General features: G+C 62.3%; 24 protein-coding genes and 1 tRNA gene. 8 read left to right on the top strand and 17 right to left on the bottom strand.

Features of this window, described 5'->3' with window-relative positions; genetic code table 11:
• Window positions 1-21: 21 nt before the first annotated feature.
• The gene (argF, locus tag J2X76_RS05200) at window positions 22-939 is read right to left on the bottom strand and encodes an ornithine carbamoyltransferase (RefSeq protein ID WP_113125642.1); all 918 of its coding nucleotides are present in this window, start codon (window positions 937-939) and stop codon (window positions 22-24) included.
• Between the two features lie 53 nt (window positions 940-992).
• Window positions 993-2,189 (bottom strand): aspartate aminotransferase family protein, encoded by a 1,197-nt coding sequence (locus tag J2X76_RS05205; protein ID WP_310213830.1) that lies wholly within the window; start codon window positions 2,187-2,189, stop codon window positions 993-995.
• A gap of 407 nt (window positions 2,190-2,596) precedes the next feature.
• On the opposite strand from J2X76_RS05205, the gene J2X76_RS05210 reads away from it, so the two are divergent.
• Window positions 2,597-3,139 carry a GcrA family cell cycle regulator gene (locus J2X76_RS05210; RefSeq protein WP_113125640.1) on the top strand — a complete coding sequence of 181 codons (543 nt, stop codon included), beginning with the start codon at window positions 2,597-2,599 and terminating at the stop codon, window positions 3,137-3,139.
• A gap of 188 nt (window positions 3,140-3,327) precedes the next feature.
• Entirely contained in the window at window positions 3,328-3,765 is a 438-nt protein-coding gene (locus tag J2X76_RS05215; RefSeq protein ID WP_310213833.1) for a PACE efflux transporter, read from the top strand.
• Between the two features lie 6 nt (window positions 3,766-3,771).
• Here J2X76_RS05215 and phoB read toward each other — a convergent pair whose 3' ends face one another.
• The 7 genes from phoB to phoR form a co-directional block, all read right to left on the bottom strand.
• Complete coding sequence (gene phoB / locus J2X76_RS05220) at window positions 3,772-4,455, bottom strand: phosphate regulon transcriptional regulator PhoB (protein ID WP_113125638.1); 684 nt, start codon at window positions 4,453-4,455, stop codon at window positions 3,772-3,774.
• A gap of 29 nt (window positions 4,456-4,484) precedes the next feature.
• Complete coding sequence (gene phoU, locus J2X76_RS05225) at window positions 4,485-5,198, bottom strand: phosphate signaling complex protein PhoU (RefSeq protein ID WP_113125637.1); 714 nt, start codon at window positions 5,196-5,198, stop codon at window positions 4,485-4,487.
• A gap of 45 nt (window positions 5,199-5,243) precedes the next feature.
• Window positions 5,244-6,059 (bottom strand): phosphate ABC transporter ATP-binding protein PstB, encoded by an 816-nt coding sequence (gene pstB, locus J2X76_RS05230; RefSeq protein WP_113125636.1) that lies wholly within the window; start codon window positions 6,057-6,059, stop codon window positions 5,244-5,246.
• A gap of 13 nt (window positions 6,060-6,072) precedes the next feature.
• A complete protein-coding gene (pstA, locus tag J2X76_RS05235; RefSeq protein WP_310213837.1) occupies window positions 6,073-7,392 on the bottom strand; it encodes a phosphate ABC transporter permease PstA in 1,320 nt (439 codons plus the stop codon).
• Window positions 7,389-8,873 (bottom strand): phosphate ABC transporter permease subunit PstC, encoded by a 1,485-nt coding sequence (gene pstC / locus J2X76_RS05240; protein ID WP_310213839.1) that lies wholly within the window; start codon window positions 8,871-8,873, stop codon window positions 7,389-7,391. Before pstC ends, pstA begins: the two co-directional genes overlap by 4 nt.
• A gap of 187 nt (window positions 8,874-9,060) precedes the next feature.
• Entirely contained in the window at window positions 9,061-10,095 is a 1,035-nt protein-coding gene (locus J2X76_RS05245) for a substrate-binding domain-containing protein (RefSeq protein WP_113125634.1), read from the bottom strand.
• Between the two features lie 194 nt (window positions 10,096-10,289).
• Window positions 10,290-11,471, bottom strand: coding sequence for a phosphate regulon sensor histidine kinase PhoR (phoR, locus tag J2X76_RS05250; protein ID WP_113285340.1), 1,182 nt, complete (start codon window positions 11,469-11,471; stop codon window positions 10,290-10,292).
• 282 nt (window positions 11,472-11,753) lie between these two features.
• Between phoR and ppk2 the strand changes: the two genes are divergently transcribed.
• Window positions 11,754-12,635, top strand: coding sequence for a polyphosphate kinase 2 (gene ppk2, locus J2X76_RS05255; RefSeq protein WP_310213841.1), 882 nt, complete (start codon window positions 11,754-11,756; stop codon window positions 12,633-12,635).
• 3 nt (window positions 12,636-12,638) lie between these two features.
• Here ppk2 and J2X76_RS05260 read toward each other — a convergent pair whose 3' ends face one another.
• Complete coding sequence (locus tag J2X76_RS05260) at window positions 12,639-13,883, bottom strand: hypothetical protein (protein WP_310213843.1); 1,245 nt, start codon at window positions 13,881-13,883, stop codon at window positions 12,639-12,641.
• A 247-nt stretch (window positions 13,884-14,130) separates the two neighbouring features.
• Between J2X76_RS05260 and J2X76_RS05265 the strand changes: the two genes are divergently transcribed.
• Both J2X76_RS05265 and J2X76_RS05270 read left to right on the top strand, forming a co-directional pair.
• Entirely contained in the window at window positions 14,131-15,087 is a 957-nt protein-coding gene (locus J2X76_RS05265; RefSeq protein ID WP_310213845.1) for a nitronate monooxygenase family protein, read from the top strand.
• Between the two features lie 129 nt (window positions 15,088-15,216).
• Window positions 15,217-15,292: transfer RNA gene (locus J2X76_RS05270), tRNA-Thr, on the top strand.
• A 64-nt stretch (window positions 15,293-15,356) separates the two neighbouring features.
• On the opposite strand, the gene J2X76_RS05275 is transcribed toward J2X76_RS05270, so the two are convergent.
• The 6 genes from J2X76_RS05275 to J2X76_RS05300 form a co-directional block, all read right to left on the bottom strand.
• On the bottom strand, window positions 15,357-15,611 hold the full coding sequence (locus J2X76_RS05275; RefSeq protein ID WP_113125629.1) for a DUF6074 family protein: 255 nt from the start codon (window positions 15,609-15,611) through the stop codon (window positions 15,357-15,359).
• Window positions 15,612-15,792: 181 nt separating this feature from the next.
• Window positions 15,793-16,134: a YciI family protein gene (locus J2X76_RS05280; protein WP_310213848.1), complete on the bottom strand. Its 342-nt coding sequence runs from the start codon at window positions 16,132-16,134 to the stop codon at window positions 15,793-15,795.
• Window positions 16,124-16,966 carry a class III extradiol dioxygenase family protein gene (locus J2X76_RS05285; protein ID WP_113285335.1) on the bottom strand — a complete coding sequence of 281 codons (843 nt, stop codon included), beginning with the start codon at window positions 16,964-16,966 and terminating at the stop codon, window positions 16,124-16,126. The genes J2X76_RS05280 and J2X76_RS05285 overlap by 11 nt, the downstream gene beginning before the upstream one ends.
• Window positions 16,959-17,309, bottom strand: a complete 351-nt coding sequence (locus J2X76_RS05290; protein WP_113285334.1) for an extradiol ring-cleavage dioxygenase — start codon at window positions 17,307-17,309, stop codon at window positions 16,959-16,961. The genes J2X76_RS05285 and J2X76_RS05290 overlap by 8 nt, the downstream gene beginning before the upstream one ends.
• Entirely contained in the window at window positions 17,306-18,016 is a 711-nt protein-coding gene (locus J2X76_RS05295; protein WP_310213851.1) for an alpha/beta hydrolase, read from the bottom strand. Before J2X76_RS05295 ends, J2X76_RS05290 begins: the two co-directional genes overlap by 4 nt.
• Before the next feature lie 307 nt (window positions 18,017-18,323).
• Window positions 18,324-19,355, bottom strand: a complete 1,032-nt coding sequence (locus J2X76_RS05300; protein WP_113125684.1) for a uroporphyrinogen decarboxylase family protein — start codon at window positions 19,353-19,355, stop codon at window positions 18,324-18,326.
• 163 nt (window positions 19,356-19,518) lie between these two features.
• On the opposite strand from J2X76_RS05300, the gene J2X76_RS05305 reads away from it, so the two are divergent.
• Both J2X76_RS05305 and J2X76_RS05310 read left to right on the top strand, forming a co-directional pair.
• Window positions 19,519-20,223, top strand: a complete 705-nt coding sequence (locus tag J2X76_RS05305; RefSeq protein WP_113125624.1) for a ribonuclease activity regulator RraA — start codon at window positions 19,519-19,521, stop codon at window positions 20,221-20,223.
• Window positions 20,223-21,149 carry a dihydrodipicolinate synthase family protein gene (locus tag J2X76_RS05310; RefSeq protein ID WP_310213854.1) on the top strand — a complete coding sequence of 309 codons (927 nt, stop codon included), beginning with the start codon at window positions 20,223-20,225 and terminating at the stop codon, window positions 21,147-21,149. Before J2X76_RS05305 ends, J2X76_RS05310 begins: the two co-directional genes overlap by 1 nt.
• 12 nt (window positions 21,150-21,161) lie before the next feature.
• Here the strand turns inward: J2X76_RS05310 and J2X76_RS05315 are convergent, their stop codons facing one another.
• Window positions 21,162-22,265 carry an NAD(P)/FAD-dependent oxidoreductase gene (locus J2X76_RS05315; RefSeq protein WP_310214720.1) on the bottom strand — a complete coding sequence of 368 codons (1,104 nt, stop codon included), beginning with the start codon at window positions 22,263-22,265 and terminating at the stop codon, window positions 21,162-21,164.
• Window positions 22,266-22,400: 135 nt separating this feature from the next.
• Between J2X76_RS05315 and J2X76_RS05320 the strand changes: the two genes are divergently transcribed.
• Window positions 22,401-23,351: a D-2-hydroxyacid dehydrogenase gene (locus tag J2X76_RS05320; RefSeq protein WP_310213855.1), complete on the top strand. Its 951-nt coding sequence runs from the start codon at window positions 22,401-22,403 to the stop codon at window positions 23,349-23,351.
• Window positions 23,352-23,372 lie beyond the last annotated feature (21 nt).

The raw sequence follows: 23,372 nt of genomic DNA on the forward strand, positions 1-23,372 counted from the left end.
GCCCGTGCAGGGAGTTTGCGCTCAGACGGCGCCGAAGCACCATGCGAGAATGGATTTCTGCGCATGCAGGCGGTTCTCAGCCTCGTCGAAAACGACCGACTGCGGACCGTCGATCACCTCGTCGGTCACCTCCTCGCCGCGATGGGCCGGCAGGCAGTGCATGAACACCGCTTCCTTGTCGGCCCGCTGCATCAGGTCCGCATTGACCTGGAAGGGCTGGAAGACGTTGTGGCCGCGGGCCTTGTGCTCCTGGTTCATCGAGACCCAGGTGTCGGTGACGACGCAGTCGGCGCCAGCCACGGCCCGCTCCGCATCATGGCAGAGCATGATGCTGCCACCATTGTTGCGGGCCCAGTTGAGGAACTTGTCGTGCGGCTCCGAGCCCATCGGTACCGCCATGTTCATGCGGTAACCGAAACGGGCGGCGCCTTCGACGAAGGAATGCAGCACGTTGTTGCCATCGCCCGTCCAGGCGATCGTCTTGCCGGCGATCGGGCCGCGATGTTCTTCGAAGGTCATGATGTCGGCCATGATCTGGCAGGGATGCGTATCGTCGGTCAGCGCGTTGATGACCGGCACGGTCGCGTGTTCGGCGAGTTCCAGCATGCGGGCATGATCGGTGGTGCGGATCATGATCGCATCGACATAACGCGACAGAACCTTGGCGGTGTCGCCGATCGTCTCGGCGCGACCGAGCTGCATTTCGGTGCCCGACAGAAACAGCGTCTCACCGCCGAGCTGGCGCATGCCGACATCGAAGGAGACACGGGTGCGGGTGGAGGGTTTTTCGAAGATCATCGCCAGCATCTTGCCGGCGAGAGGTTTTTCCGCCGTGCCGGCCTTGGTCGCCTGCTTGCGGATCTTCGCGTCGTCGAGAATTGCCCTGAGATCCGCCGAGGACACGGCGGAAAGATCGAGAAAATGCTTGGGAGATGCCATGTGATGTTCCCTGTGAAGAGGGAAACCTTCAACGGCGTCCCCTTTTTGCCCGCTCAGGCCGATTTCTTCATCTCGGAGGCGGAAAGCGTTTCCGCCGCCTTCTCGATGCGGGAAAGCCCCTCGCGGGCCTCCTCCGCGGTGACTGTGAGCGGTGGCAGGAGACGCACCACGTTGTCGCCGGCGGGAACCGCCAGCATGTGTTCGCCCCGCAGGGCGGCAACCAGATCGCCAGCCGGCACCTTCGCCTTCACGCCGAGTAGCAGGCCCTCGCCACGGATGTCTTCGATGACGTTGGGGAAACGATCCTTGAGGCTCGCGAGACCCTGGCGGAGAACCAGGGCTACGTCGCGGACGTTTTCCAGGAAGCCGTCGCCCAGGATCACGTCGAGCACTGCGTTGCCGACCGCCATGGCAAGCGGATTGCCGCCATAGGTCGTGCCATGCGTGCCGGCCGTCATGCCGGAAGCCGCTTCCGCCGTCGCAAGGCATGCGCCGAGCGGGAAACCGCCGCCGATGCCCTTGGCAAGAGCCATGATGTCCGGTGCCACGCCCGTCCATTCATAGGCGAACAGCTTGCCCGTGCGGCCGACGCCGGTCTGGACCTCGTCGAAGATCAGCAGCAGGCCGTTGTCGTCGCAGATCCGGCGCAGCGCAGCCAGGAATTCCTTCGGGACCGGCCGGATGCCGCCCTCGCCCTGGATGGGCTCGATGAGGATCGCCGCCGTCTTTTCGGTGATCGCAGCCTTCAGGGCGTCCATGTCGCCGAACGGCACCTGGTCGAAGCCTTCGACCTTGGGACCGAACCCCTCGAGATATTTCGCCTGGCCGCCGGCGGCGATGGTCGCCAGCGTGCGGCCATGGAAGGCGCCTTCGAAGGTGACGATGTGGAAGCGCTCCGGATGGCCCTTCACGAACTGGTAGCGGCGCGCCGTCTTGATGGCGCATTCCAGCGCCTCGGCACCGGAATTGGTGAAGAACACCTTATCCGCGAAAGAGTTGTCGGCGAGACGACGCGACAGCGTCTCCTGGCCCGGCTGCTCGAAGAGATTGGACGTGTGCCAGACCTTGTCGGCCTGCGCCTTCAGCGCGCCGACGAGATGCGGGTGGGCGTAGCCAAGCGAGTTGACGGCGATGCCCGCACCGAAGTCGAGATATCGCTCGCCACTCTCCGTCACAAGCCATACGCCCTCGCCGCGTTCGAAACGCAGCGGAGCCCGGGCAAACGTGTCGAAAAGCGCGGCTTCAGCCATGGCGACATCACTCCTCTAGGCAGTCTCGAAAAAGCCCGCAGAACGGGCCGAAAAATCAAAAATGCCGCCCACTGGGCGGCGGTGGCACTATCGTGGTTTAGGCCGTCAATGTCAACAAAGCTCGGCATTTTAGGCAGGTTTCGGCCGGAAAGCGCAAGCCCGGGCTTATGTGACAAAAATGACTCTCCAGGACAGCAAGTTGGGGAAAACCACGAAATCGAATCCCGCAGATTCGCCCGACTCTTGCCACGGAGTCAGCCTCACACTAGGTTAAAGATCAATTACTAGACTGCATGCGGCGGAACTAGTCACCTCAAGCATAGATATAGTGGGTGCTGCGAAATGATTTTCGCAGCAAAGGTGGAAGGATTCTGCATGCCAGCAACGTTCAAAGGCGGAGAACGGGCATGAACTGGACAGACGAGCGTGTCGAGAAGCTCAAAAGATTATGGTCGGAGGGCCTGAGTGCCAGCCAGATCGCAGCACAACTCGGAGGCGTAAGCCGGAATGCGGTGATCGGCAAGGTGCATCGCCTCAGCCTTCCCGGCCGGGCGAAAGCCGGCGGTACGGTCGCGACCGGTCGCACATCGGCGGCCAAGCGCACGACATCGGCGCCGCGGGCTCCGAACTATGCATCGCGCGTTACCACCACCACCCGGACTGTAGCCCGCGCCGTGGGCGCGACGATGGTGAAGGAAGAGATCGAGGTCGAACCTTACGAGGAGATGGAATATCGTCCCGCCTCGAACGTGGTGGTGCCGATCTCCCGTCGCCTGGCACTGACCGAACTGACCGAGCGCACCTGCAAGTGGCCTGTCGGCGATCCGCTCAAGGAAGATTTCCACTTCTGCGGCTGTGAATCCCCGGACGCCTCGCCCTATTGCAGCTATCACGCAAAGCTCGCCTACCAGCCGGTGAACGAGCGCCGCAAGGTTGCCGTTCGCGTCTGAGCGGCGGCGCGACACGAGGACAAGATCGAAAGCGGGCTTCGGCCCGCTTTTTTTGTTGCAGATGGCGGATCTGCCGGTCAGGCCTTGCTCCGGATCGGCATTGCGCCTATCTGAAGGATGGCGAGGACGACCTCCCCCATCCGGGCAAGAACTCCGGGACGACCCGGAACAGCACCCAGGAGGTCATCATGCGCTCCACACGCGACCGTATCCGCCATGCCATCAGTTTCGAGTTGATCGGGCTCGCCATCATCACACCACTCGGCGCCATCGCCTTCGGCATGCCGGCCACCGATATCGGCGTGGTCGGCATCGGCAGTGCGACGATCGCCACCGGCTGGAACTATCTTTACAATCTCGGCTTCGACCATCTGATGCAGCGTTTCACCGGCAGCACGCAGAAAAACACCGCAATACGCGTGGCGCATGCGGTGCTGTTCGAACTTGGCCTGCTCATCGCGCTTCTGCCGCTGATCGCCTGGTATCTCGGCGTCAGCATTCTCCATGCGCTGATGATGGATGTGTCTTTTGCGGTCTTCTACGTGGTCTATGCCTTCATCTTCAACTGGGCCTATGACCGGATCTTCCCGCTGCCGGAATGGCAGCGGAAGACCGAGGCGGCGTGAACCGCCTCAGGATTCCATCGAATAACCCGCGCCGCGGACGGTGCGGATGACATCCTGCATGTTGGAGAAGTTGAGCGCCTTCCTGAGGCGCCCGACATGCACATCGACAGTACGTTCGTCGACATAAATGTCGTGCCCCCAGACGCCATCCAGAAGCTGCGAACGCGAGAAGACGCGGCCGGGCGAGGCCATCAGGAACTCCAGAAGACGGAATTCGGTCGGGCCCAGGCGCACCTCACGGCTCTTTCGGTGAACGCGGTGGGTTTCCCGATCGAGTTCGATATCGCCGCAGCGGAGCACGCTGGAGAGCACTTCGGGACGGGCGCGGCGGAGCATGGCCTTGACGCGGGCCATAAGTTCCGGCGTCGAGAAGGGCTTCACCACATAATCGTCGGCGCCGGTGGCGAGGCCGCGAACACGTTCGCTTTCCTCGCCTCGGGCCGTCAGCATGATGATCGGCAAGCGCTCCGTTTCCGGACGCATGCGCAGCCGGCGGCAGAGTTCGATGCCGGAAACGCCGGGCAGCATCCAGTCGAGTATCAGAAGATCCGGCGTACGCTCCTGAAGCCGGATCTCGGCTTCGTCCCCCCGCAAGATCGTCTCGACCTCATAACCTTCCGCTTCGAGATTGTAGCGAAGAAGCACGCTGAGCGCTTCTTCATCCTCGACCACCGCGATTTTAGGCAGCATTTCAGCTCTGCTCCGTCAGCATTCCATCATTATTCGGTGATCGCACCGAGCGTGTTCGACGAGTCGTCCTTCGGGCGATCGCCTTCAGGCTGCGCGCCCGTCGTCATGTAGTAGATGGTCTCGGCGATGTTGGTGGCGTGGTCGCCGATACGCTCGATGTTCTTGGCGCAGAACAGCAGATGCGTGCAGGTGGTGATGTTGCGCGGATCTTCCATCATGTAGGTGAGGAGTTCGCGGAACAGCGAGGTGTACATCGCGTCGATCTCCTCGTCGCGGATGCGGATCGCCTCGGCCTTTTCCGCCGAACGCGTCGCGTAGACGTCGAGGACGTCCTTGAGCTGCACGAGGGCGAGATCGGAGAGATGTTCGAGACCACGGGCGAGCTTGCGCGGAACGCCGGTGCCCTGAACCGCGATGACGCGCTTGGCGGTGTTCTTGCCGAGGTCGCCGACGCGCTCCAGATCGGACGCGATGCGCAGCGAACCGACGATCTCGCGAAGGTCGGCGGCAACAGGCTGGCGGCGGGCGATCGTGACGATCGCCTTGTCGCCGATCTCGCGCTCGGCGTGATCGAGGATCACGTCGTCGGAGATGACCTTCTGGGCGAGTGCGGCGTCGGAATTGACCAGCGCGCGCACGGCGTCCGAGCACATCTGCTCGGCAAGACCGCCCATCTCGGAGATGCGGCGGCTCAGATATTTCAGTTCGTCGTCATAGGCCGACAGGATATGGGTCGATGCCATCTTCTAGTCCTCAAAATTGATTTTCAGGCGGCACGGTCGGCTGGATCAGCCGAAACGACCCATGATGTAGTCCTGGGTGCGCTGGTCGTCGGGGTTGGTGAACATCTTGTCCGTATCGTTCTCCTCGACGAGCTGGCCGAGATGGAACATGGCGGTGCGCTGCGACACGCGGGCGGCCTGCTGCATCGAGTGCGTCACGATGACGATCGTGTAGTTGGCGCGCAGCTCGTGGATGAGTTCCTCGACCTTGGCGGTCGCGATCGGGTCGAGAGCCGAGCAGGGTTCGTCCATCAGGATGACTTCCGGCGATACGGCGATCGCACGGGCAATGCACAGGCGCTGCTGCTGACCGCCAGAAAGGCCGGTGCCGGATTCATGCAGACGATCCTTGACCTCGGTCCAGAGGCCGGCGCGCTGCAGGCTCGCTTCGACGATCTGGTCCATGTCGGCCTTGCTCTTGGAAAGGCCGTGGATGCGCGGACCATAGGAAATGTTCTCGTAGATGGTCTTCGGGAACGGGTTCGGCTTCTGGAAGACCATGCCGACGCGGGCGCGAAGTTCCACGACGTCGATGTTCTGGTCGTAGATATCGTCCGTGTCGAGGGTGATCTTGCCGGTGACGCGGCAGTTCTCGATCGTGTCGTTCATGCGGTTGAGGCAACGCAGGAAGGTGGACTTGCCGCAACCGGAAGGACCGATGAGAGCCGTCACAGTGTTTTCGCGGACGTTGAGGTTCACGTCGAAAAGCGCGCGCTTCTCGCCGTAATACACAGAAACGTCCTTGCCGATCATCTTGTGGGATGCATCACTCATCTTTTGGTCCAGCGCCTTTTCAACTGCTGATTCTGACATCATATTCATTGTCATACTCCTTCTACCAACGCCGCTCGAAGCGACGCCGCAAGAGAATTGCGCCAACATTCATTAGGATGAGGAACAGGAGCAGGATGATGATCGCTCCCGAGGTACGCTCGACAAACGCGCGCTCCGCTTCGTTCGCCCACATGTAGATCTGCACCGGCAGCGCCGTCGACGGGTCGAGAGGCGTGGTCGGATAGTTGGCGACGAAGGCCACCATGCCGATCAGAAGCAGCGGTGCGGTTTCGCCGAGTGCGTGGGCAAGGCCGATGATGGTGCCGGTCAGAATGCCCGGCATCGCGAGCGGCAGGACATGGTGGAAGATGGTCTGCATCTTGGATGCGCCGAGGCCGAGGGCCGCTGCACGGATCGAAGGCGGCACGGCTTTCAATGCCGCGCGGGTCGCGATGATGATCGTCGGCAGCGTCATGAGGGTGAGCACCAGGCCGCCGACGAAGGAGGCGGAACGCGGCAGGCCCATGAAGTTGACGAAGACAGCCAGGCCGAGCAGACCGTAGACGATCGAGGGAACGGCCGCGAGGTTGTTGATGTTCACCTCGATCAGGTCGGTGAACTTGTTCTTCGGCGCGAACTCCTCGAGATAGATCGAGGCCGCGACGCCGATCGGCAGAGACAGCGCCAGTACGATCAGCATCATGTAGAACGAGCCGATCAGAGCGACGCCGACGCCGGCTGCTTCCGGACGGCTCGATGCGCCATTGACGAAAATGCCGCCGTTGAAGTGCTTGGCAAGCGCGCCGCTGTCGGAGAGCTGCTTCATCCAGCCGAGCTGCTGGTCGTTGATCTTGCGGTTCTCCTGGCTGACCGTGAGGTCGACCTGCCCCTTGAAGGCCGAGTCGATATCGCCGGAAGCGAGCAGGGTTACCGTCTGCGTCGTGCCGATGATCGCCGGATTGGCGACGACCAGGTCACGCAGCTGAACACGGACGCCATCCGACAGCATCTGGCCGATCGCACGGGCAGCGACGCGGTCGTCCACACTGACATTGAGCAGCTTGGCGAGAGCGTTGCGGGCGACGACCGGATAGTTCGCCGTCATCAGCTTCTGCGGATTGGTGGCACGTTCGTTCTGCGGGTCGATGATCTGCTGCGAGAACTCGACCGGCATGGTGATCATGGTCTGCTGGAAGGCGGTATAGCCCTTGGAGACCACCGACCACAGGAGAAGCATCAGGAAGATGATGCCGAAGGAAAGCGCGGCGATGCCATAGGCACGGAAGCGGCGTTCGGCGGCGTAGCGGCGCTTGATGCCGATATCGCGACGGACGGACTTGGCCTTGGGGATGCCGGCGGCGGGAGAAACCACATCGGTCATTCGTACTGCTCCCGGTATTTGCGCACGATATAAAGCGCGTAGATGTTGAGGCAAAGCGTGATGGCGAAAAGCGTGATGCCCAGCGCGAAGGCAACCAGCGTCTGCGGCGAGGTGAACTCAAGGTCACCCGTCAGCTGGTTGACGATCTTGACGGTCACGGTCGTCATCGGCTCGAAGGGGTTGATCTGCAGGCGGGCGGCGACACCGGCCGCAAGCACGACGATCATGGTTTCGCCGACGGCGCGCGATGCAGTCATCAGAAGCGCGCCGACGATGCCCGGCAGAGCCGCCGGCAGGACAACCTTCTTGATGGTTTCCGAGCGGGTGGCGCCGAGGCCGAGCGAGCCGTCACGCAGGGCACGCGGCACTGCGGTGATGATATCGTCCGACAGCGAGGAAACGTAAGGGATCAGCATGATGCCCATGACGAAACCGGCGGTCAGAACGCTCTGCGCCTGGATGAAGTTGGAATAATCACCGGTGACGAGGCCGTTCAGCTGCGAGGAGAGATCGCGCAGGAACGGGCCGACGGTCGTCAGTGCGAAGAAGCCGTAGACGATGGTCGGAATGCCGGCGAGCACTTCGAGCAAGGGCTTGGCGACCGAGCGGACCTTCGGCGATGCATATTCCGACATGTAGATTGCCGAAAAAAGGCCGATCGGAACCGCGAAAAGCATCGCGACGAAGCCGATATAAAGCGTGCCGAGCAGCAGCGGAATGAGGCCGAACTGGCCTTCCGAGCCGCCGGAACCGGCAGCGGCGAAACGCGGATCCCAGACCGTGCCGAAGAAGAATTCCCAGGCCGGAATAGCCGCGAAGAAGTGGGCCGCTTCGGTGAGCATCGAGGCGACGATGCCGACCGTGGTCAGAATGGCGATCGAAGACGCGACGACGAGGCTGCCCAGGATGACCTTTTCCACCCGGTTGCGGGCGCGGAAGCGCGGCGCAATCTGGCGATAGGCGGAGAATGCACCGCCGACGGAAGCCGCCAGCACGACGATCGTCATGAGCATGCGGCTGACGAAGGTCATCGTGTTCAGGTCGGCAGCGGCCTTGACCATATAAGCCTTCGGGTCGCCGGCAAGCGGTACGCCCTTGGCGCCCAGGGCGGTGCGCAGCTCGATCGGATTGTTCTCGACGCGAGCAATCTCGTCCCGGGTCAGCGCGTTCATGCCCCGGGCGATCGAGGTGATCATGCCGTAGCTCAGGCCTTGCTCGGCCTGAGACTGCGCCTTCACGTCTTCGGGAAACGCGCCGCGCACGGACGAGCTGATGTAGATCGGGCTGGCGACCAGCCAGACAAAAAGAATGACAACGGCCGGCACAATCGCCCAAACGGCGACAAAAGAACCATAATAGCCAGGCCGCGAATGAAGTTTGGAGGAAACCCCTCCGACCAGTGCCATCGCGTGGCGGGCACCGGCGACGTAACCGGCTATGCCGATTATCGCCAAAATCAACAATATGAGTGATGTGTTCATCATAATCCCCCGGCGTACCGCCTTCGGCGGCAACCCATCACCGCCCAGTTCCGTTCATCGGAACCGATCGCATTCGCCGTCGCGCCTTGCGCAACACCATCGCCGTAAACCGACGATCCCCACCGAGACGAAAAGCCTCGGCCAGAAGAGAAACGGCGCCGCCTCATCAGCGGCGCCGGGCTTTCAATTACATGGTCTTGCCGGCGGCGAAGTCCTTGCGGACCTGGACGCGCTGGGCTTCCGGAGCAGCAACGAGGCCGTACTCGACGAGCGGCGACTCGGGGCCGACCATGTCGTCAGAGGTGAAGAACTCGACGTATTCCTTGAGGCCCGGAACAACGCCCAGGTGAGCCTTCTTGACGTAGAAGAACAGCGGGCGGGAAACCGGGTAGGTGCCGTCAGCAATGGTGGCCGAGGTCGGCTTGATGCCGCGCATGGTGGCGACCTTCAGCTTGTCAGCGTTGTTTTCGTAGAAAGCGAGGCCGAATACGCCGACGCCGGTCTTGTTGGCGGCGATGCGAGCGAGCGTCTCGGTGTAGTCGCCGTCGATGTCGACAGCAACGCCGTCCTTGCGAACAGCAACGCAAGCCTTGGCCTGGGCAGCCTTGTCAGCGATTTCCTTGGCGATGACGTCGGTTGCGCCGGCGTCCTTGCAGCCTGCTGCGAGAACGTTAAGTTCGAACACTTCGCGGGTGCCGTGCTTTTCGCCCGGGATGTAGGCAGCGATCGGGCCCTTCGGAAGCGTCGGGTTGATGTCCGACCAGTTCTTGTAAGGGTTGGCGACGAGCTTGCCGTCAACAACGACCTGAGCGGCGAGAGCCTTGTAGATGTCCTTCGGCTCGAGCTTCATGTCGCCATTGCTGCTGGCGGTCGCGAAAACGATGCCGTCGTAACCGATGCGGATTTCCTGGATGTCGGTGACGCCGGCTGCCTTGCAGGCATCGGCTTCAGACTTGTTGATCGGGCGGGAAGCGTTTGCAATGTCGATCGTGGCTTCGCCGACGCCCTTGCAGAATTCCTTGAGGCCAGCGCCGGTGCCGCCGGACTCAACGACCGGGGTCTTGAACTTCGGGAAGGCTTCACCGAAAGATTCGGCAACGATCTTCGCGTAGGGAAGAACGGTGGACGAACCAGCAACCTGAACCTGGTCGCGTGCGGCGGCAGCGCCGGCAAACGCAACGGAGGCCACCAGGGCAGCTGCGGAAAGTTTAAGGATGGTCATGAGGAATCTCCCGTCATGGGCTTGTGTGAATGCGGACGGCGCTGGCTCTCGCTCTCGCCAACGCTCGGCCCGCTTGTCTTAGCCGCTGTAGCCCCTCTCTTTTATGTCAATTCAATGAAACATTTGTGACATATCAAGCCATTGATATGTCATCACAAAATGATTGCACAGGATTGCAATGCGAGGGTTTTATGTCAGAACCTGACGGTAAACTCGCTTCCCTTCCCCACTTCCGACTTCACGATCAGACGCGCCCTGTGGCGGGTGAGGATGTGCTTGACGATTGCAAGGCCAAGGCCCGTCCCTTTCTTGGAACGACTGTCGGCCACGCTGACGCGGTAGAAGCGCTCGGTCAGCCGCGGAACGTGCTCGGCCGGGATGCCCGGCCCCTGGTCGACGACGGTGACTTCCACCGGATCCGAGGCACCGTTCCTGAGATAGACGTCCACGAACTTGCCTTCCTGGCCGTATTTGCAGGCGTTCTCGATCAGGTTTTCGAAAACCTGGACAAGCTCGTCGCGATCACCCAGCACCTCCACCTTGCCTTCGGGCAGATGCGTGCGGATCTCCACGCCAAGATCGTCGGCGAGCGGCACCAATGCATCGCGCACATGGCCGATCAGCGGCTTCAGGTCGATCGTCTGGTCGGGAGCGATATGGGATTTGAGCTCCAGCCGCGACAGCGACATGAGGTCATCGACAAGACGGCTCATGCGCGTCGCCTGGTCGAACATGATGGCCAGGAACCGTTCATGCGCGGCGGGATCGGAGCGGGCCGGCCCCTGCAGGGTCTCGATGAAGCCTCGCAGGGACGCAAGCGGCGTGCGCAGCTCATGGCTGGCATTGGCCACGAAATCCGAGCGCATGCGGTCGATCCGGCGCAGTTCGGAAATATCCCGGAATGACAGGAGATAGAGTTTTTGCGCCACCCCGTCCAAGCGATGCGGCACCGTCTCGCCGAGATCGATCGGGGCGATGCGCAGGGTATAGACACGCTCGGAGGGCAGGCGCTCGGAATGCTCGATCTGGTTCGGCTCGTCGGTGGCAATGGTTTCCCGCACCATGTCGAGAATGCCCGGCGAACGCAGCCGTGCCGAAAGATGTGATCCAGGCGGCAGGATTCCGAAGGCCTTTTCGGCCGCCTTGTTCTGGTAGAGGACCGTGACATCCTCGCCCAGCACGAAAGCCGGAATATCGAGCGCACCGAGTGTCGCCGCCACCTGCGGCAGCGGCTGAAAGTCCGGCTCCTCTTCCCGGACAGGCTCGGGCACCGGTGGCGGAGGGGCGGCGGGCTTGCGCCCGACGACGACCAGGACGAGGAGGAGCCAGCCCACCAGCACGCCCACCCAATCCATCCCGATCACAAACGCGATCATCCCCAGAAGGGTTAGAAGCAGCAACAGAGGCCGTTCCTGGCGGGCCCTCGCAGCGAGCGTGCCCAGACCCCGACGCCATTTCTCCAGTACCGACTCCACAGATCCCACTCGCAGCTTTCACAGGTTGAACACGCGCTCATATATCCCTTGCATGACAGATATACATCGCTTCCGATGGGCTATCGCGAAAATAGGCGCTATCCACATGGTAGCGGAATTTCGAACTTGCTTTACATATCGGATACCGTCCCGCATGGCGGATCGATCGGAGGAAACAGTATCATGGCGGATGAAACCGAAAGCCGGGCAGTCACCATCGACATCAACGGCAAGCTCAGGCGGTTCGATATCGACGACCCGGAACTGCCGGGCTGGATCGAGGAACATGCTCTCGGCTCAGGCGGATATCCCCATGACGACAAGCTGAACAAGGACAAATACGCGAAACATCTGGAGAAGCTGCAGGTCGAACTCGTCAAGGTGCAGTTCTGGCTGAAGGCCACCGGCAAGCGGATGATGGCCCTGTTCGAGGGTCGCGACGCCGCCGGCAAGGGCGGGACGATCTTTTCGATCAATGCCTACCTCAATCCGCGTTCGGCCCGCGTGGTGGCCCTCAACAAGCCGACCGAGACCGAGGCCGGCCAATGGTATTTCCAGCGCTACATCTCGCATTTCCCGACAGCCGGGGAGATCGTGCTCTTCGACCGCTCCTGGTACAACCGGGCCGGGGTGGAACCGGTCATGGGTTTCTGCACGCCGGAGCAATACAAGGCGTTCATGAAGGCGGTGCCGCGCTTCGAGGATACGATTTCCGACGAGGGCATCATCTTCTTCAAGTTCTGGCTGGATATCGGCCGCGAAATGCAGCTCAAGCGGTTCCACGACCGGCGGCATGATCCGCTCAAGATCTGGAAACTGTCGCCGATGGACATCGCCGCACTCCACAAGTGGGACGACTACACGGAGAAGCGCGACGCGATGCTCGAAAAGACCCACAACAAGGAGACGCCCTGGGCCGTCGTTCGTGCCAACGACAAGCGCCGCGCCCGCCTCAACGTCATCCGCCATATCCTGCTGTCGCTGGACTACGAGGGCAAGGACAAGGACGCAATCGGCGAAGTCGACGACAAGATCTTCGGTTTCGGCCCGAAATTCCTGAAATAGAGCTTATTGACCGGGCAGGATACGCACCGAATAAAGCAGCACCGCCCGGTCGGCGCCGTCGATCCCGCTGTTGAAGACCAGGCGGCCGGGCCGGTTGGGGGCGAGCGACCGTTCGAAGGTCACCCGGAAAAGCGCCTCCAGCTTTTCCTGCGTTGCCGTGAAGCGATGACGGCTGCAGCTGCCGAGACTTCCGAAATCGCAGCGCACCGAGAGCTGGACGGAACTGTTCTGCCCCGACTGCAGGGTCAGCGCCACCGTCGAGCTCTTGCCAGCCATTTCGCGCAGGACTTCCGGCGGCACATCGACCGAAACGTCGCCGCCTTCACTTGGCGTAGCGGACACGATGCGGACGGCCTGTCCTTCCGAAGCGGCGACCGCCTCGACCTTTGCCTGGCCGCCGGCTTTCATCTCCGCCGCCTTGGAAGGCACGAAAATCTCCACCCATTCATCCGAGAAACCGCGGCGCGGATCGAAGGCGGTCGGCCCCTGCCCCGCCCCCTGGCCGGCGACCGAGCGGTCCGCGGACTTCATCGCCTCCTCGATGATCGACTGCACGAGACCGGATTGATAGAACCACCAGCAGGCCCCGCCGACCACGCCAAGGGTGATGATCCAGGTCAGGAGATGTGACAGGAAACCGCGACGCTTCCGGGGTTTGGCGGCCCGTTCCGGCGGGACGTCCAGTCCGCCGTCGGATGACGAACGGGCGGCCTTGTTTGCTTTGTTCGCCTTGCCCGGCTTCGCCGCTTTTGCCTGGGGTGCCGTCTGGGATTGCTCGGCCTCGATCCGCTCGCCGCGCGCGGGGCTGACGCCGCCGAGATCGCCGGAGGACATAGCCGCAGCCGCGGAAGCGGTAGAACGCATCTCGCCGGAAAGGGTATCGATGGCTGGCGCTACGGATGGCGGGGCTGCGGACCGTTGGGGTGCGTCCGGCCGCGAGCGAGCCTCCATGACCGGAGACTCCACCGCCATGGATTCCGTGGCATATGGCAGTTCCGCATCGAGCTCGACGACAGGTTCGACTGCCGGTTCGGCCAGACGCTGGACCTCCGCCATCTCGATCTCGTGGATCTTCCGTTCCAGGAGCTCATGCTGCTGCATGATGATCAGCCGGTCGCTGACGCCCTGCTTGCGAAGGCCGGCATCCAGCGCCTGGCGCGCCGACTGATAAATACGCGCCCTGATCTCCCGGTCCGCCCGGTTCGAGCGATCCAGTGCGTTCCTGATGGCCGTTTCCAAACCGCTCACTGCCGGTCCTTCTTCATACTCTTTCCCCTGTGCGGGAGTTTACGTTTCGGTAACCTCTCCGCCGCGGAACTGCAAGCACCGCCTTCGACTGCACCATGGCCAAAAATAAGGACAGGATATGTCGGCCGCCTTCGCCGGGCGTCGCGAAGTTCCGCTGCGAAAATCTTTCCACCGGCTTTTCGCGCCGCGGATGATCTGATAGACCGACTTACGTTTGCGTAAAGGTCAATCGGGAGGTTTTTGATCCATGCTTCCAGCAGTCCTCAAGGACAGGCTCCGCCTGCCCGTGGTCGCGTCGCCGCTGTTCATCATTTCCCATCCGGAACTGACGCTGGCGCAATGCAAGGCCGGCGTCATCGGCGCCTTCCCTGCCCTCAATGCGCGGCCTGAAAGCCAGCTCGACGAATGGCTGGCCATGATCACCGAGGATCTCGCCGCCCATGACGCTGCCAATCCGGACCGTCCCGCCGCGCCCTTTGCCGTCAACCAGATCGTCCACACCTCCAACAAGCGGCTGGAGCACGACCTGATGATGTGCGTGAAATACAAGGTGCCTATCGTCATCTCCTCGCTGGGGGCTGTGCCGGAGGTGAATGCTGCGGTGCATTCCTATGGCGGCATCGTGCTGCATGACATCATCAACAATCGCCACGCCAATTCGGCGATCCGCAAGGGCGCCGACGGTCTGATCGCCGTCGCCGCCGGCGCCGGCGGGCATGCCGGCACGCTGTCACCTTTCGCGCTGGTGCAGGAGATCCGGGAATGGTTCGACGGGCCGCTGCTGCTCGCCGGCGCGATCGCCACCGGCGGCGGCATCCTCGCGGCCCAGGCCATGGGCGCCGACATGGCCTATATCGGCTCGCCCTTCATCGCCACGAGAGAGGCGCGCGCCGTCGAGGGCTACAAGCAGATGATCGTCGATTCGAATGCCGCCGACGTCGTCTACTCCAATTATTTCACCGGCATTCACGGTAACTATCTCAAGGGTTCGATCACCGCCACCGGCATGGACCCGGATGCGCTTCCGGTCGCCGATCCGTCCAAGATGGACTTCGACCAGGCCGTCAGCGGGCCGAAGGCCTGGAAGGAGATCTGGGGCGCAGGCCAGGGTGTCGGGGCGGTCAAGGCGGTGGTTCCGGTCGCAGAACTCGTCGACCGGCTGGAAAGCGAATACCGGGCGGCCCGTCAGCGCCTCGTACTTTGAACTAAAGGCCGGATAATAACCGTCTTTTCAGGAAAATTGTCGAGAAGCCAAAAAGCCGGCTTGAAATCGCAGGTCATTGCCTGTATCAGCCGCATCACTCGCAGCCCGGCCAAACCGGTCGCTGCACGTGCCGCTTTAGCTCAGGTGGTAGAGCACATCATTCGTAATGATGGGGTCGCAGGTTCGAGTCCTGCAAGCGGCACCAGTTACTTTCAACATTTAAACAGCTGGTGCTCTGCAGATATCGCTCTGTGATCGGCAGAAGCAGATCAGCCGGCCACGGCGCTCGTTCCGTCATCGATGCAGCTGTTCTGCAGCTCCATCTGGACCGCGTGCATGAACAGGCCGGCCTGCCGGGAGATTTCCGCATCCGCGACGCCCTGGGATCTCAGGGCTGCCGCAAACCCTGCCATTTCCGACCGCCAGAAGCGGTTGGCCTGTTCACCGTGAAGCCGCAGAAGAGCCTCGGCGCAACGTTTCACATCAGCGGTGCGCCGGTCGGCCGGGAATTGCAGCAGTGTCATGTACTCTCCGTACTGTCAGGCGAATCGCCCAGGAATTGCAACACATTGGCTGCCAGTCCTTCACAAAGACTGAACGGCTGCGACGATCTTCCCGATGAAGCGAGCCGAACAGCAAAAGGCGACGCCATCCTGGGATGGATGGCGTCGCCTTTTCTGATGCTGGTCCCCGAAAGGCGGGGTGTTAGCTATTCTTTCGCGGGGTCATCGGGTCGCTGATGCGGGCTGCCTGGAATGCGTCCGGCAGCCGGGTCAGTTCGATCGACGCGACGATCCCGGCGCGATTGAAGGGATCGCCTTCGGCAAAGGCGCGCGCTTCCTCAAGGCTCGCAGCTTCGAGAATACCAAAATTGCCGATCGAGGAACCGCCGTCGTCGACGAGGGCGGAGCCGATCAGAACCGCGGCAAGTCCATCTCCACCCGACTGGACCCAAGCGCGGTGCGACGGGCGATGGGTACCGCGGGCGACGTCCTGGCCTTTGTGGTGCAGGCAGCGCATCAGGAAGAACATCGGGTCAGGCCGCATTTTCCAGCACGACCATGCCGGCGCCCGTCATCGAGGCCGGCGCGTGGTAGTGCTTGTGGACGAGGTTGACGTCGCTGTTCATCGCGGCGCGCATGACGAGCCACATGATCAGCTCGGCGCCTTCGGAACCGAACTGTTCGACATAATCCTCGCGGCTCATGGCGCGGTAGGGTTCCGGATTGTTGGCGATGCCGTCGAGCCAGGCGCGGTCGGCCGCCTGATTGATGAAACCGGCGCGGGCGCCCTGGAGCTGGTGCGACAGGCCGCCGGTGCCGAGAATGACGACGCGCTCGTCGCCGGGCCAGCTTTCGATCGCTTCACGCAGAACCTTGCCCATGTCCCAGCAGCGCTGCGGGGTCGGGATCGGATACTGGATGGTGTTGACCCAGATCGGCAGGACCTTCACCGGCCATGCATCCGGACGGCCGAAGAACAGTTCCATCGGTACCTGCAGGCCGTGATCCACCTCGATCTCGCGGCAGACCATCGGGTCGAAATGGCGCTCGACCAGCTTGTCGACGAAATGCCAGGAAAAATCCACCGCACCTTCGAATGCCGGGATGGCTCGCGGACCCCAGCCTTCGTCGACCGGATTGTAGGTTTCGGCGACGCCGACGGCGAAGGTCGGCACGCGGTCGAGGAAGAAGGTATTGCCGTGATCGTTGAAGACGACGACCGCGATATCGGGCTTGGCGTCCCGCATCCACTGCTTGCCGGCCTCATAACCGTCGAAGAACGGCTTCCAGTCCGGCGTGTCGCGCAGTCCCTTGTCGAGCGCAGCACCAATCGAAGGAACGTGGCTCGTTCCGAGCCCACCGATGATCTTAGCCATTGCGCTTTTTTCCCAATCTCAGATGCAGGAAGTCTTCGTGTTCCATGCTGGCCTGCGCCGCGCCGATGCGGGTGATCGGGGTGGGGTCGACCGCGGAAATCTTCAGGATGAAGAAGAGATTGCCGCCGAGGCGGACCATCTCGTGCCAGTCGCGGCCCATCACCGCGGATTTTTCCTCGGCGCTCAGCCCGAAACTGTCGAGATAGGCTTCCTCGTCGGCCTTGAAGGCGGCTCGGTTGGCGGGCTGGCCAAGCGCCATCGCCATCTTGTTGATCCGGTAGCCGCGGATCGAACCCGCCCGGTCGAAAAGCGGGGTATCCGGTATCGTAGCTGCTGCACTCATTGCGTTTCTCCAAATCTGCGCGCCAGCCATTCGGTGATGGCGGCGGTCGTTTCCGCAGGCCTTTCGACGGGAGCGAAATGCCCTGCATTTTCAATAATAACGAGTTCGGCATCAGGTGCCGCGTCGGCGATTTCCTGATGTTGCCCGATTGGGCTCCAGCCATCCTGGCGGGCCGCGACAAGCAGGATCGGGCAGGTAATATCGGCGACGTAGGCGCTGGCATCCGGCCGGCCGATCAGCGCGCGGATATGGCGCTCATGCACCTCGGAGCCTGCGCGCAGCACCATGGCCCGCAGGCTGTCGATCAAGTCTCGGTCACCGACTCGGGCCGGGTCGAGCATCGGCGGCAGCCATTGACGCGCCAGTTCCTCGATGCTGCGGTTGCCGAGATCGATCATCTGCTGACGCTTGACCTCCTCGCCTTCACGCTTCGGATGATGGCCGGTATTCGCCAGCACCAGGCCGCGGATCCGATCCGGCGCAATGTGCGCCATTTCCATGGCAACGCGCCCGCCCATGGAGTGCCCGACGGCAATGATGTCCCCTGGCGTCTCGTCGAGAAGCTTCCGGGCCATTCCGGTAATCGACCTGCCGTCGGAGAGATCGGCGTGCCGAACGGAGGTGAAGCCGAAAGCCGCTTCGGCCAGGGGTGCCCAGACGATCGAGTCCGATACAAGCCCGGGTATGAGAACAAGTGTCGCCGCCATGATCTTCCTATCGAGCCGGCCAGGCGTGCGGGGCAGACGCCCCAACCACAAACCGACGCCGTCACTGAATTGAGGAGGAGATCATCGGCCCATCCCGCCGGAAATATCCTCCCACATAAATGTATACATGAGATTTCATTGGGATACAATATCGAGAATTATAGGATGCAAACGCCCCAATACCGACAATTTAGGATACTAAATTACAATTCTCGTGCACATTATGCCGGTGGCGGGAGACGCAAAAGCCAAAATAAAAGGGCGATTGCCGGCAGCAATCGCCCTTTTATCAGACATCTGATGGAAATCAGGCGGCTTCGCCGAATTCGCGGCGCATGATCTTGGCGCCCTCGACCATCGCCCTCATCTTGCCGAACGCAACCTCGCGCGGCAGATATTTCATGCCGCAATCCGGCGCCACAATGATGTTTTTGGCTTCGACATAAGGCAGTGCGCGGCGGATCCGGTTTGCCACGGTTTCCGGCGTCTCGACATTCATGTCCGACAGGTCGATGACGCCGAGCATCAGCGTCTTGCCGGAAAGGCCGGTCAGCGTCGAGCAATCAAGGTTCGACTGCGCGGTTTCGAGCGACACCTGATGGCAGGAGCAGCCGGAGAGCTGATTGAGGAACGAGTAGCCGGTCGGGCGCTCGTGGATGATCGCCGCATAACCGAAGCAGATATGCACCGCGGTGGTGCCCGTGATGCCGTCCAGCGCCCGGTTGAGCGCGGCAAGGCCGTACTGCTCGGCCTTTTGCGGTCGGGCCTGCATGTAGGGCTCGTCGATCTGCACCACGTCGGCGCCCGCGGAGAAGAGATCGCGGATTTCGGCGTTCACCGCATCGGCGTAATCGTATGCCGCCTCTTCCTCCGACTTGTAGAAGTCGTTCTGGGCCTGTTGCGACATGGTGAAGGGGCCGGGAACCGTGATCTTGATCTTACGGTCCGTGTGGCTGCGCAGGAATTTAACGTCCTCGGCTTCGACGGCGTGCATGCGGCGGATCTTGCCGGTGATGCGCGGCACGGGGTTCGGATGGCCGGAGCGGTCGAGCGCCGAGCCCGGATTGTCGAGATCGACCCCTTCGAGCGCGGTCGCAAAGCGGTTGGAATAGCTCTCACGGCGGATTTCGCCATCGGTGATGATATCGAGGCCGGCCTCCTCCTGGGCCTTGATCGCCATGATCGTCGCATCGTTCTGCGCTTCGGCGAGATATTCCTGAGGAATGCGCCAGAGCTCCCTGGCGCGGACGCGTGGCGGGAAACGGCCCGCGAGCTTGGCGCGGTCGATCAGCCATTCAGGCTGCGGATAACTGCCGACAAGTGTCGTTGGAAAAAGCAATGTCTCATCCTCCCATGTGCCATTGTTGAAATCCATTATACCTTGGCAGATCGCCGTCATGTCAACAACGACGGCTACGTTGTTTCCTTGACGAACGGAAAGCCGCGAACGAATATCGCCCGCCGCCCGCCAGGACGGCACCTAATATTCGCGAGGAGAATTCATGCCGCTGGACCCCAAGATCATCGAGACGCTGAAAGGCGTCTCCACCGCCACGCTGACCACGGTGCTTTTGAAAAAGGGCCTGCGCAATGTCTGGATGCGCGGAACGAAGCCGCTGAAGCCCGGCCAGGGCCGCGTCGTCGGCCCGGCCTTTACCCTGCGTTTCGTCGCTGCGCGCGAGGACCTCGCGACGCCGGAAAGCTGGGCCTCGCCGATCTCCACGCGCGCGGCGATCGAGGCGATGCCGGAAGGCTGCATCGCGGTCGCGGATGCGCTCGGCGTCACCGATGCCGGCATTTTCGGAGACATTCTCTGCGCACGGATGGCGAAGCGCGGCGTTGCCGGGCTTGTGACCGATGGCGTGATGCGCGACGCCGAAGGCGTGCTTGGTAGCGGCATGAAGGTCTGGTGTGCCGGGATTGCCGCGCCGCCTTCCGTCGCGGGCCTCACCTTCGTCGGCTGGCAGGAGCCGATTACCTGCGGCGGCGTTGCCGTTTTTCCCGATGATATCGTCGTCGTCGACGAGGACGGCGCGGTGCTGATCCCGGCCAAGCTGCTCGATGCGGTCGTCGCCGAAGCGCCGGAACAGGAGCGCATGGAAGGCTGGATCATGACCGAGGTGGACCGGGGCGTGCCCCTGCCCGGCCTCTACCCGATGAACGCAGAAACCAAGGCCCGCTACCAAGCCTGGAAGGATGCCCAGTAATGACATTCGGAATTCAGTCCAAGGGCGTCTACGCCATCGCCACGACGCCGTTCTTCGAAGACGGATCGATCGATTTCGCCTCGATCGACCGGCTGACGGATTTCTACGAGGAGAGCGGCTGCACCGGCATCACAATTCTGGGCATCATGGGGGAAGCACCGAAGATGGAGCCGGACGAAAGCCGGGCCATCATCAAGCGCGTGGTGTCGCGGGCGAAAGTGCCGATCATCGTTGGCGTCTCGGCGCCCGGCTTTGCCGGCATGCGCTCGCTCGCCCGCGATGCGATGAACATGGGGGCAGCCGGCGTGATGATTGCGCCGACCCCGGCGCTGCGCACCGACGACCAGATCGTCAATTATTTCGCCGGCGCCGTGGAAGCGGTCGGGGAGGATGTGCCTTGGGTTCTCCAGGACTATCCGCTGACGCTGACGGTCGTGATGTCGCCGGGGGTGATCGCCAGGATCATCACCAACCACCCGTCCTGCCTGATGCTGAAGCACGAGGATTGGCCTGGGCTTGAGAAGGTCTCGAGGCTGCGCGCCCTGCAGAAGGCGGGCGAACTGCGCCCCTTCTCGATCCTCTGCGGCAATGGCGGCCTGTTCCTCGATTTCGAACCGGAACGCGGTGCCGACGGCGCGATGACCGGTTACGGTTTTCCGGACATGCTGACGGAACTGGTCAATCTCTTCGCGGCAGGCAAGCGCGACGAGGCGCATGATCTGTTCGACGCGCATCTGCCGCTGATGCGCTACGAACAGCAGGCCGGCATCGGCCTTGCGATCCGCAAGCACGTGCTGAAACGGCGCGGCGTCATCACCTCGGATGCGCAGCGCAAGCCGGCGCAGATGCTTTCGGCGACCGCCAAGGCCGAGGTGGACTACTTGCTCGGCCGGCTCGCAAGGCACGACAAGCGCGCGGCATTCTGAGATCGGCGCGCCTCAGAGCGTGAGGCGCGCCACCCTTTCGGCGATCGCCATGGAGGCGGTCAGGCCGGGAGATTCGATGCCATAAAGCGCGGCATAGGCCGGGTGGCCGGTCGTTTCAGGCCCCTGGATAACGAAATCACCGCCCCCGCCGCCACCCGGGCCGGCCACCTTGGGCCTGACGCCGGAATAGGCGGGCTGCAGGGCGCCGTCCGGCAAGTGCGGCCAATAACGGCGGATGGCTCCGTAGAACGTGTCGGCGCGGCGCGGATCGACGTCGTAGCCGATCGTTTCCACCCATTCGACATCCGGGCCGAAACGGGCCTGCCCCGCAAGATCGAGCGTCAGGTGGATGCCGAGCCCGCCGGGTTCCGGCACCGGGTAGACCAGCCGTTTCGCCGGTGCGCGGCCGGCCAGCGAAAAATAGCAGCCTTTCGCATAGTGGCGCTCGGGCATCGTCTTTCGGTCGAGACCGACCATGCCTCCGGAAATCGTCCAGGCATCCAACCCTGCGGCGTTCACGACCAGCCTCGCCTCGATCTCCACGGGATCGAGGCCACCGATTGCAAGCCGCACGGTGTCGCCCAGAAGCTCGCCGGCGAGGACGGGCGAGTTCAGCACGACGCTGCCGCCATGGGTTTCGATATCGGCGACATAGGCTTCCATCAGCCGATGGCTGTCGATGATCCCGGTCGAAGGAGAGACGAGCGCGGCAAAGCCGGTGATCTGCGGCTCAAGGCGAAAGAGTTCCGTGCTGCCGATCAGCCGGCAATCGTCGACGCCATTGGCTTCCGCCTGTTTCAGCAGTTTTTCGAGATAGGCGACCTCGGCCTCGTTCGAGGCGACGACCAGTTTGCCGCAACGCTTGTGCGGGATGTGGCGATCGCGGCAATAGTCGTAGAGCTTCCGCTTGCCGGCGACGCAGAGTTCGGCCTTGAGACTGCCGGTCGGATAATAAAGCCCCGCATGAATGACCTCGCTGTTGCGGGAAGACGTGATGCTGCCGGTGAGCGGTTCAGCCTCCAGAAGCACGACCTCACGGCCCGCCATTGCCAGTTCTCGAGCCACCGCGAGCCCCACCACGCCGCCGCCGATGACGACGCAATCAAGGCTCAGCATTTCGCCCAATAGCATTCTCCGTTACTTTTGCCTTCCGGATCTCAGGTGGGATGATATACGAGAAATCCATTCCGGCCAGCGTCCAGGTCGGCATGGTTTTGGGGAGGAGTTTCAAATCATGCAGGAATTTTCGCGATGAAGGTTGTATTTCTGGACCGCGACACGATCGGCCCTTCGGTGACGATCACCCGGCCCGCTTTTGCGCATGAATGGATAGAATACGGCAAGACGGCGCCGGAGGATGTGGCTGCCCGCATCGCAGACGCGGATATCGTCATCACCAACAAGGCGCCGGTGCGCGAACAATCCATCGCCAATGCCCCGAAGCTGAAGATGGTCGCAGTCGCCGCCACCGGCTATGACGTGATCGATCTCGCCTTTGCCAAGGAACGCGGCATCACCGTCTCCAACGTGCGTGGTTATGCGGTCAACACCGTTCCGGAACATACGTTCGGCCTGATCTTCGCGCTCCGCCGCTCGATCGTCGGCTTCCGTCAGGACGTGATTGCCGGTGAATGGCAGCGCGCCAACCAGTTCTGCTTCTTTAACCATCCGATCAAGGATCTCGCCGGTTCGACGCTCGGCATTTTCGGCCGCGGTACGCTCGGCAAGTCGGTGGCGAAGATCGCCGAGGCCTTCGGGATGAAGGTGATCTTTGCGGCCCGCAAGGATGCGGAAAAGGTCGAACCCGGTTACACCGCCTTCGACGAGGTGCTGGAAACCGCCGACATCATCACCTTCCACATGCCGTTGACGCCGGCGACCCGCAACCTGATCGGCCTGCCCGAATTCCGCAAGATGAAGCGGCGCCCGCTGATCATCAACACCGCCCGCGGCGGGCTGGTCAACGAGGCGGACCTCGTGACCGCGCTCAACGAAGGCCTGATCGGCGGTGCCGGTTTCGACGTGCTGACCAAGGAACCGCCGGCGCCGGACAATCCGCTGCTGACGATCCTCGACCGGCCGAACTTCATCCTCACCCCGCATGTGGCCTGGGCGAGCGACGAAGCGATGCAGACGCTCTGGGCACAGGTCATCACCCATGTCGAAAATTTCGAAAAAGGCTCGCCGTCCAACGTGCTCTGAAGCGACAAACTCGGGAGGGAG

This window comes from Neorhizobium sp. 2083, assembly GCF_031455615.1.
Lineage (GTDB): Bacteria > Pseudomonadota > Alphaproteobacteria > Rhizobiales > Rhizobiaceae > Neorhizobium.

Excerpts from the sequence above, each read along its gene's own strand:
- J2X76_RS05285 (WP_113285335.1), bottom strand. The coding sequence starts at position 16,966 with ATGGCTAAGATCATCGGTGGGCTCGGAACGAGCCACGTTCCTTCGATT.
- J2X76_RS05210 (WP_113125640.1), top strand. The coding sequence starts at position 2,597 with ATGAACTGGACAGACGAGCGTGTCGAGAAGCTCAAAAGATTATGGTCG.
- phoB (WP_113125638.1), bottom strand. The coding sequence starts at position 4,455 with ATGCTGCCTAAAATCGCGGTGGTCGAGGATGAAGAAGCGCTCAGCGTG.
- pstC (WP_310213839.1), bottom strand. The coding sequence starts at position 8,873 with ATGAACACATCACTCATATTGTTGATTTTGGCGATAATCGGCATAGCC.
- phoU (WP_113125637.1), bottom strand. The coding sequence starts at position 5,198 with ATGGCATCGACCCATATCCTGTCGGCCTATGACGACGAACTGAAATAT.
- J2X76_RS05315 (WP_310214720.1), bottom strand. The coding sequence starts at position 22,265 with ATGCTGAGCCTTGATTGCGTCGTCATCGGCGGCGGCGTGGTGGGGCTC.
- J2X76_RS05265 (WP_310213845.1), top strand. The coding sequence starts at position 14,131 with ATGCTTCCAGCAGTCCTCAAGGACAGGCTCCGCCTGCCCGTGGTCGCG.
- J2X76_RS05205 (WP_310213830.1), bottom strand. The coding sequence starts at position 2,189 with ATGGCTGAAGCCGCGCTTTTCGACACGTTTGCCCGGGCTCCGCTGCGT.
- phoR (WP_113285340.1), bottom strand. The coding sequence starts at position 11,471 with ATGATCGCGTTTGTGATCGGGATGGATTGGGTGGGCGTGCTGGTGGGC.
- J2X76_RS05295 (WP_310213851.1), bottom strand. The coding sequence starts at position 18,016 with ATGGCGGCGACACTTGTTCTCATACCCGGGCTTGTATCGGACTCGATC.
- J2X76_RS05320 (WP_310213855.1), top strand. The coding sequence starts at position 22,401 with ATGAAGGTTGTATTTCTGGACCGCGACACGATCGGCCCTTCGGTGACG.
- pstB (WP_113125636.1), bottom strand. The coding sequence starts at position 6,059 with ATGAATATGATGTCAGAATCAGCAGTTGAAAAGGCGCTGGACCAAAAG.
- pstA (WP_310213837.1), bottom strand. The coding sequence starts at position 7,392 with ATGACCGATGTGGTTTCTCCCGCCGCCGGCATCCCCAAGGCCAAGTCC.
- J2X76_RS05305 (WP_113125624.1), top strand. The coding sequence starts at position 19,519 with ATGCCGCTGGACCCCAAGATCATCGAGACGCTGAAAGGCGTCTCCACC.
- J2X76_RS05310 (WP_310213854.1), top strand. The coding sequence starts at position 20,223 with ATGACATTCGGAATTCAGTCCAAGGGCGTCTACGCCATCGCCACGACG.
- argF (WP_113125642.1), bottom strand. The coding sequence starts at position 939 with ATGGCATCTCCCAAGCATTTTCTCGATCTTTCCGCCGTGTCCTCGGCG.
- J2X76_RS05245 (WP_113125634.1), bottom strand. The coding sequence starts at position 10,095 with ATGACCATCCTTAAACTTTCCGCAGCTGCCCTGGTGGCCTCCGTTGCG.
- J2X76_RS05290 (WP_113285334.1), bottom strand. The coding sequence starts at position 17,309 with ATGAGTGCAGCAGCTACGATACCGGATACCCCGCTTTTCGACCGGGCG.
- J2X76_RS05280 (WP_310213848.1), bottom strand. The coding sequence starts at position 16,134 with ATGCGGCCTGACCCGATGTTCTTCCTGATGCGCTGCCTGCACCACAAA.
- J2X76_RS05275 (WP_113125629.1), bottom strand. The coding sequence starts at position 15,611 with ATGACACTGCTGCAATTCCCGGCCGACCGGCGCACCGCTGATGTGAAA.
- ppk2 (WP_310213841.1), top strand. The coding sequence starts at position 11,754 with ATGGCGGATGAAACCGAAAGCCGGGCAGTCACCATCGACATCAACGGC.
- J2X76_RS05215 (WP_310213833.1), top strand. The coding sequence starts at position 3,328 with ATGCGCTCCACACGCGACCGTATCCGCCATGCCATCAGTTTCGAGTTG.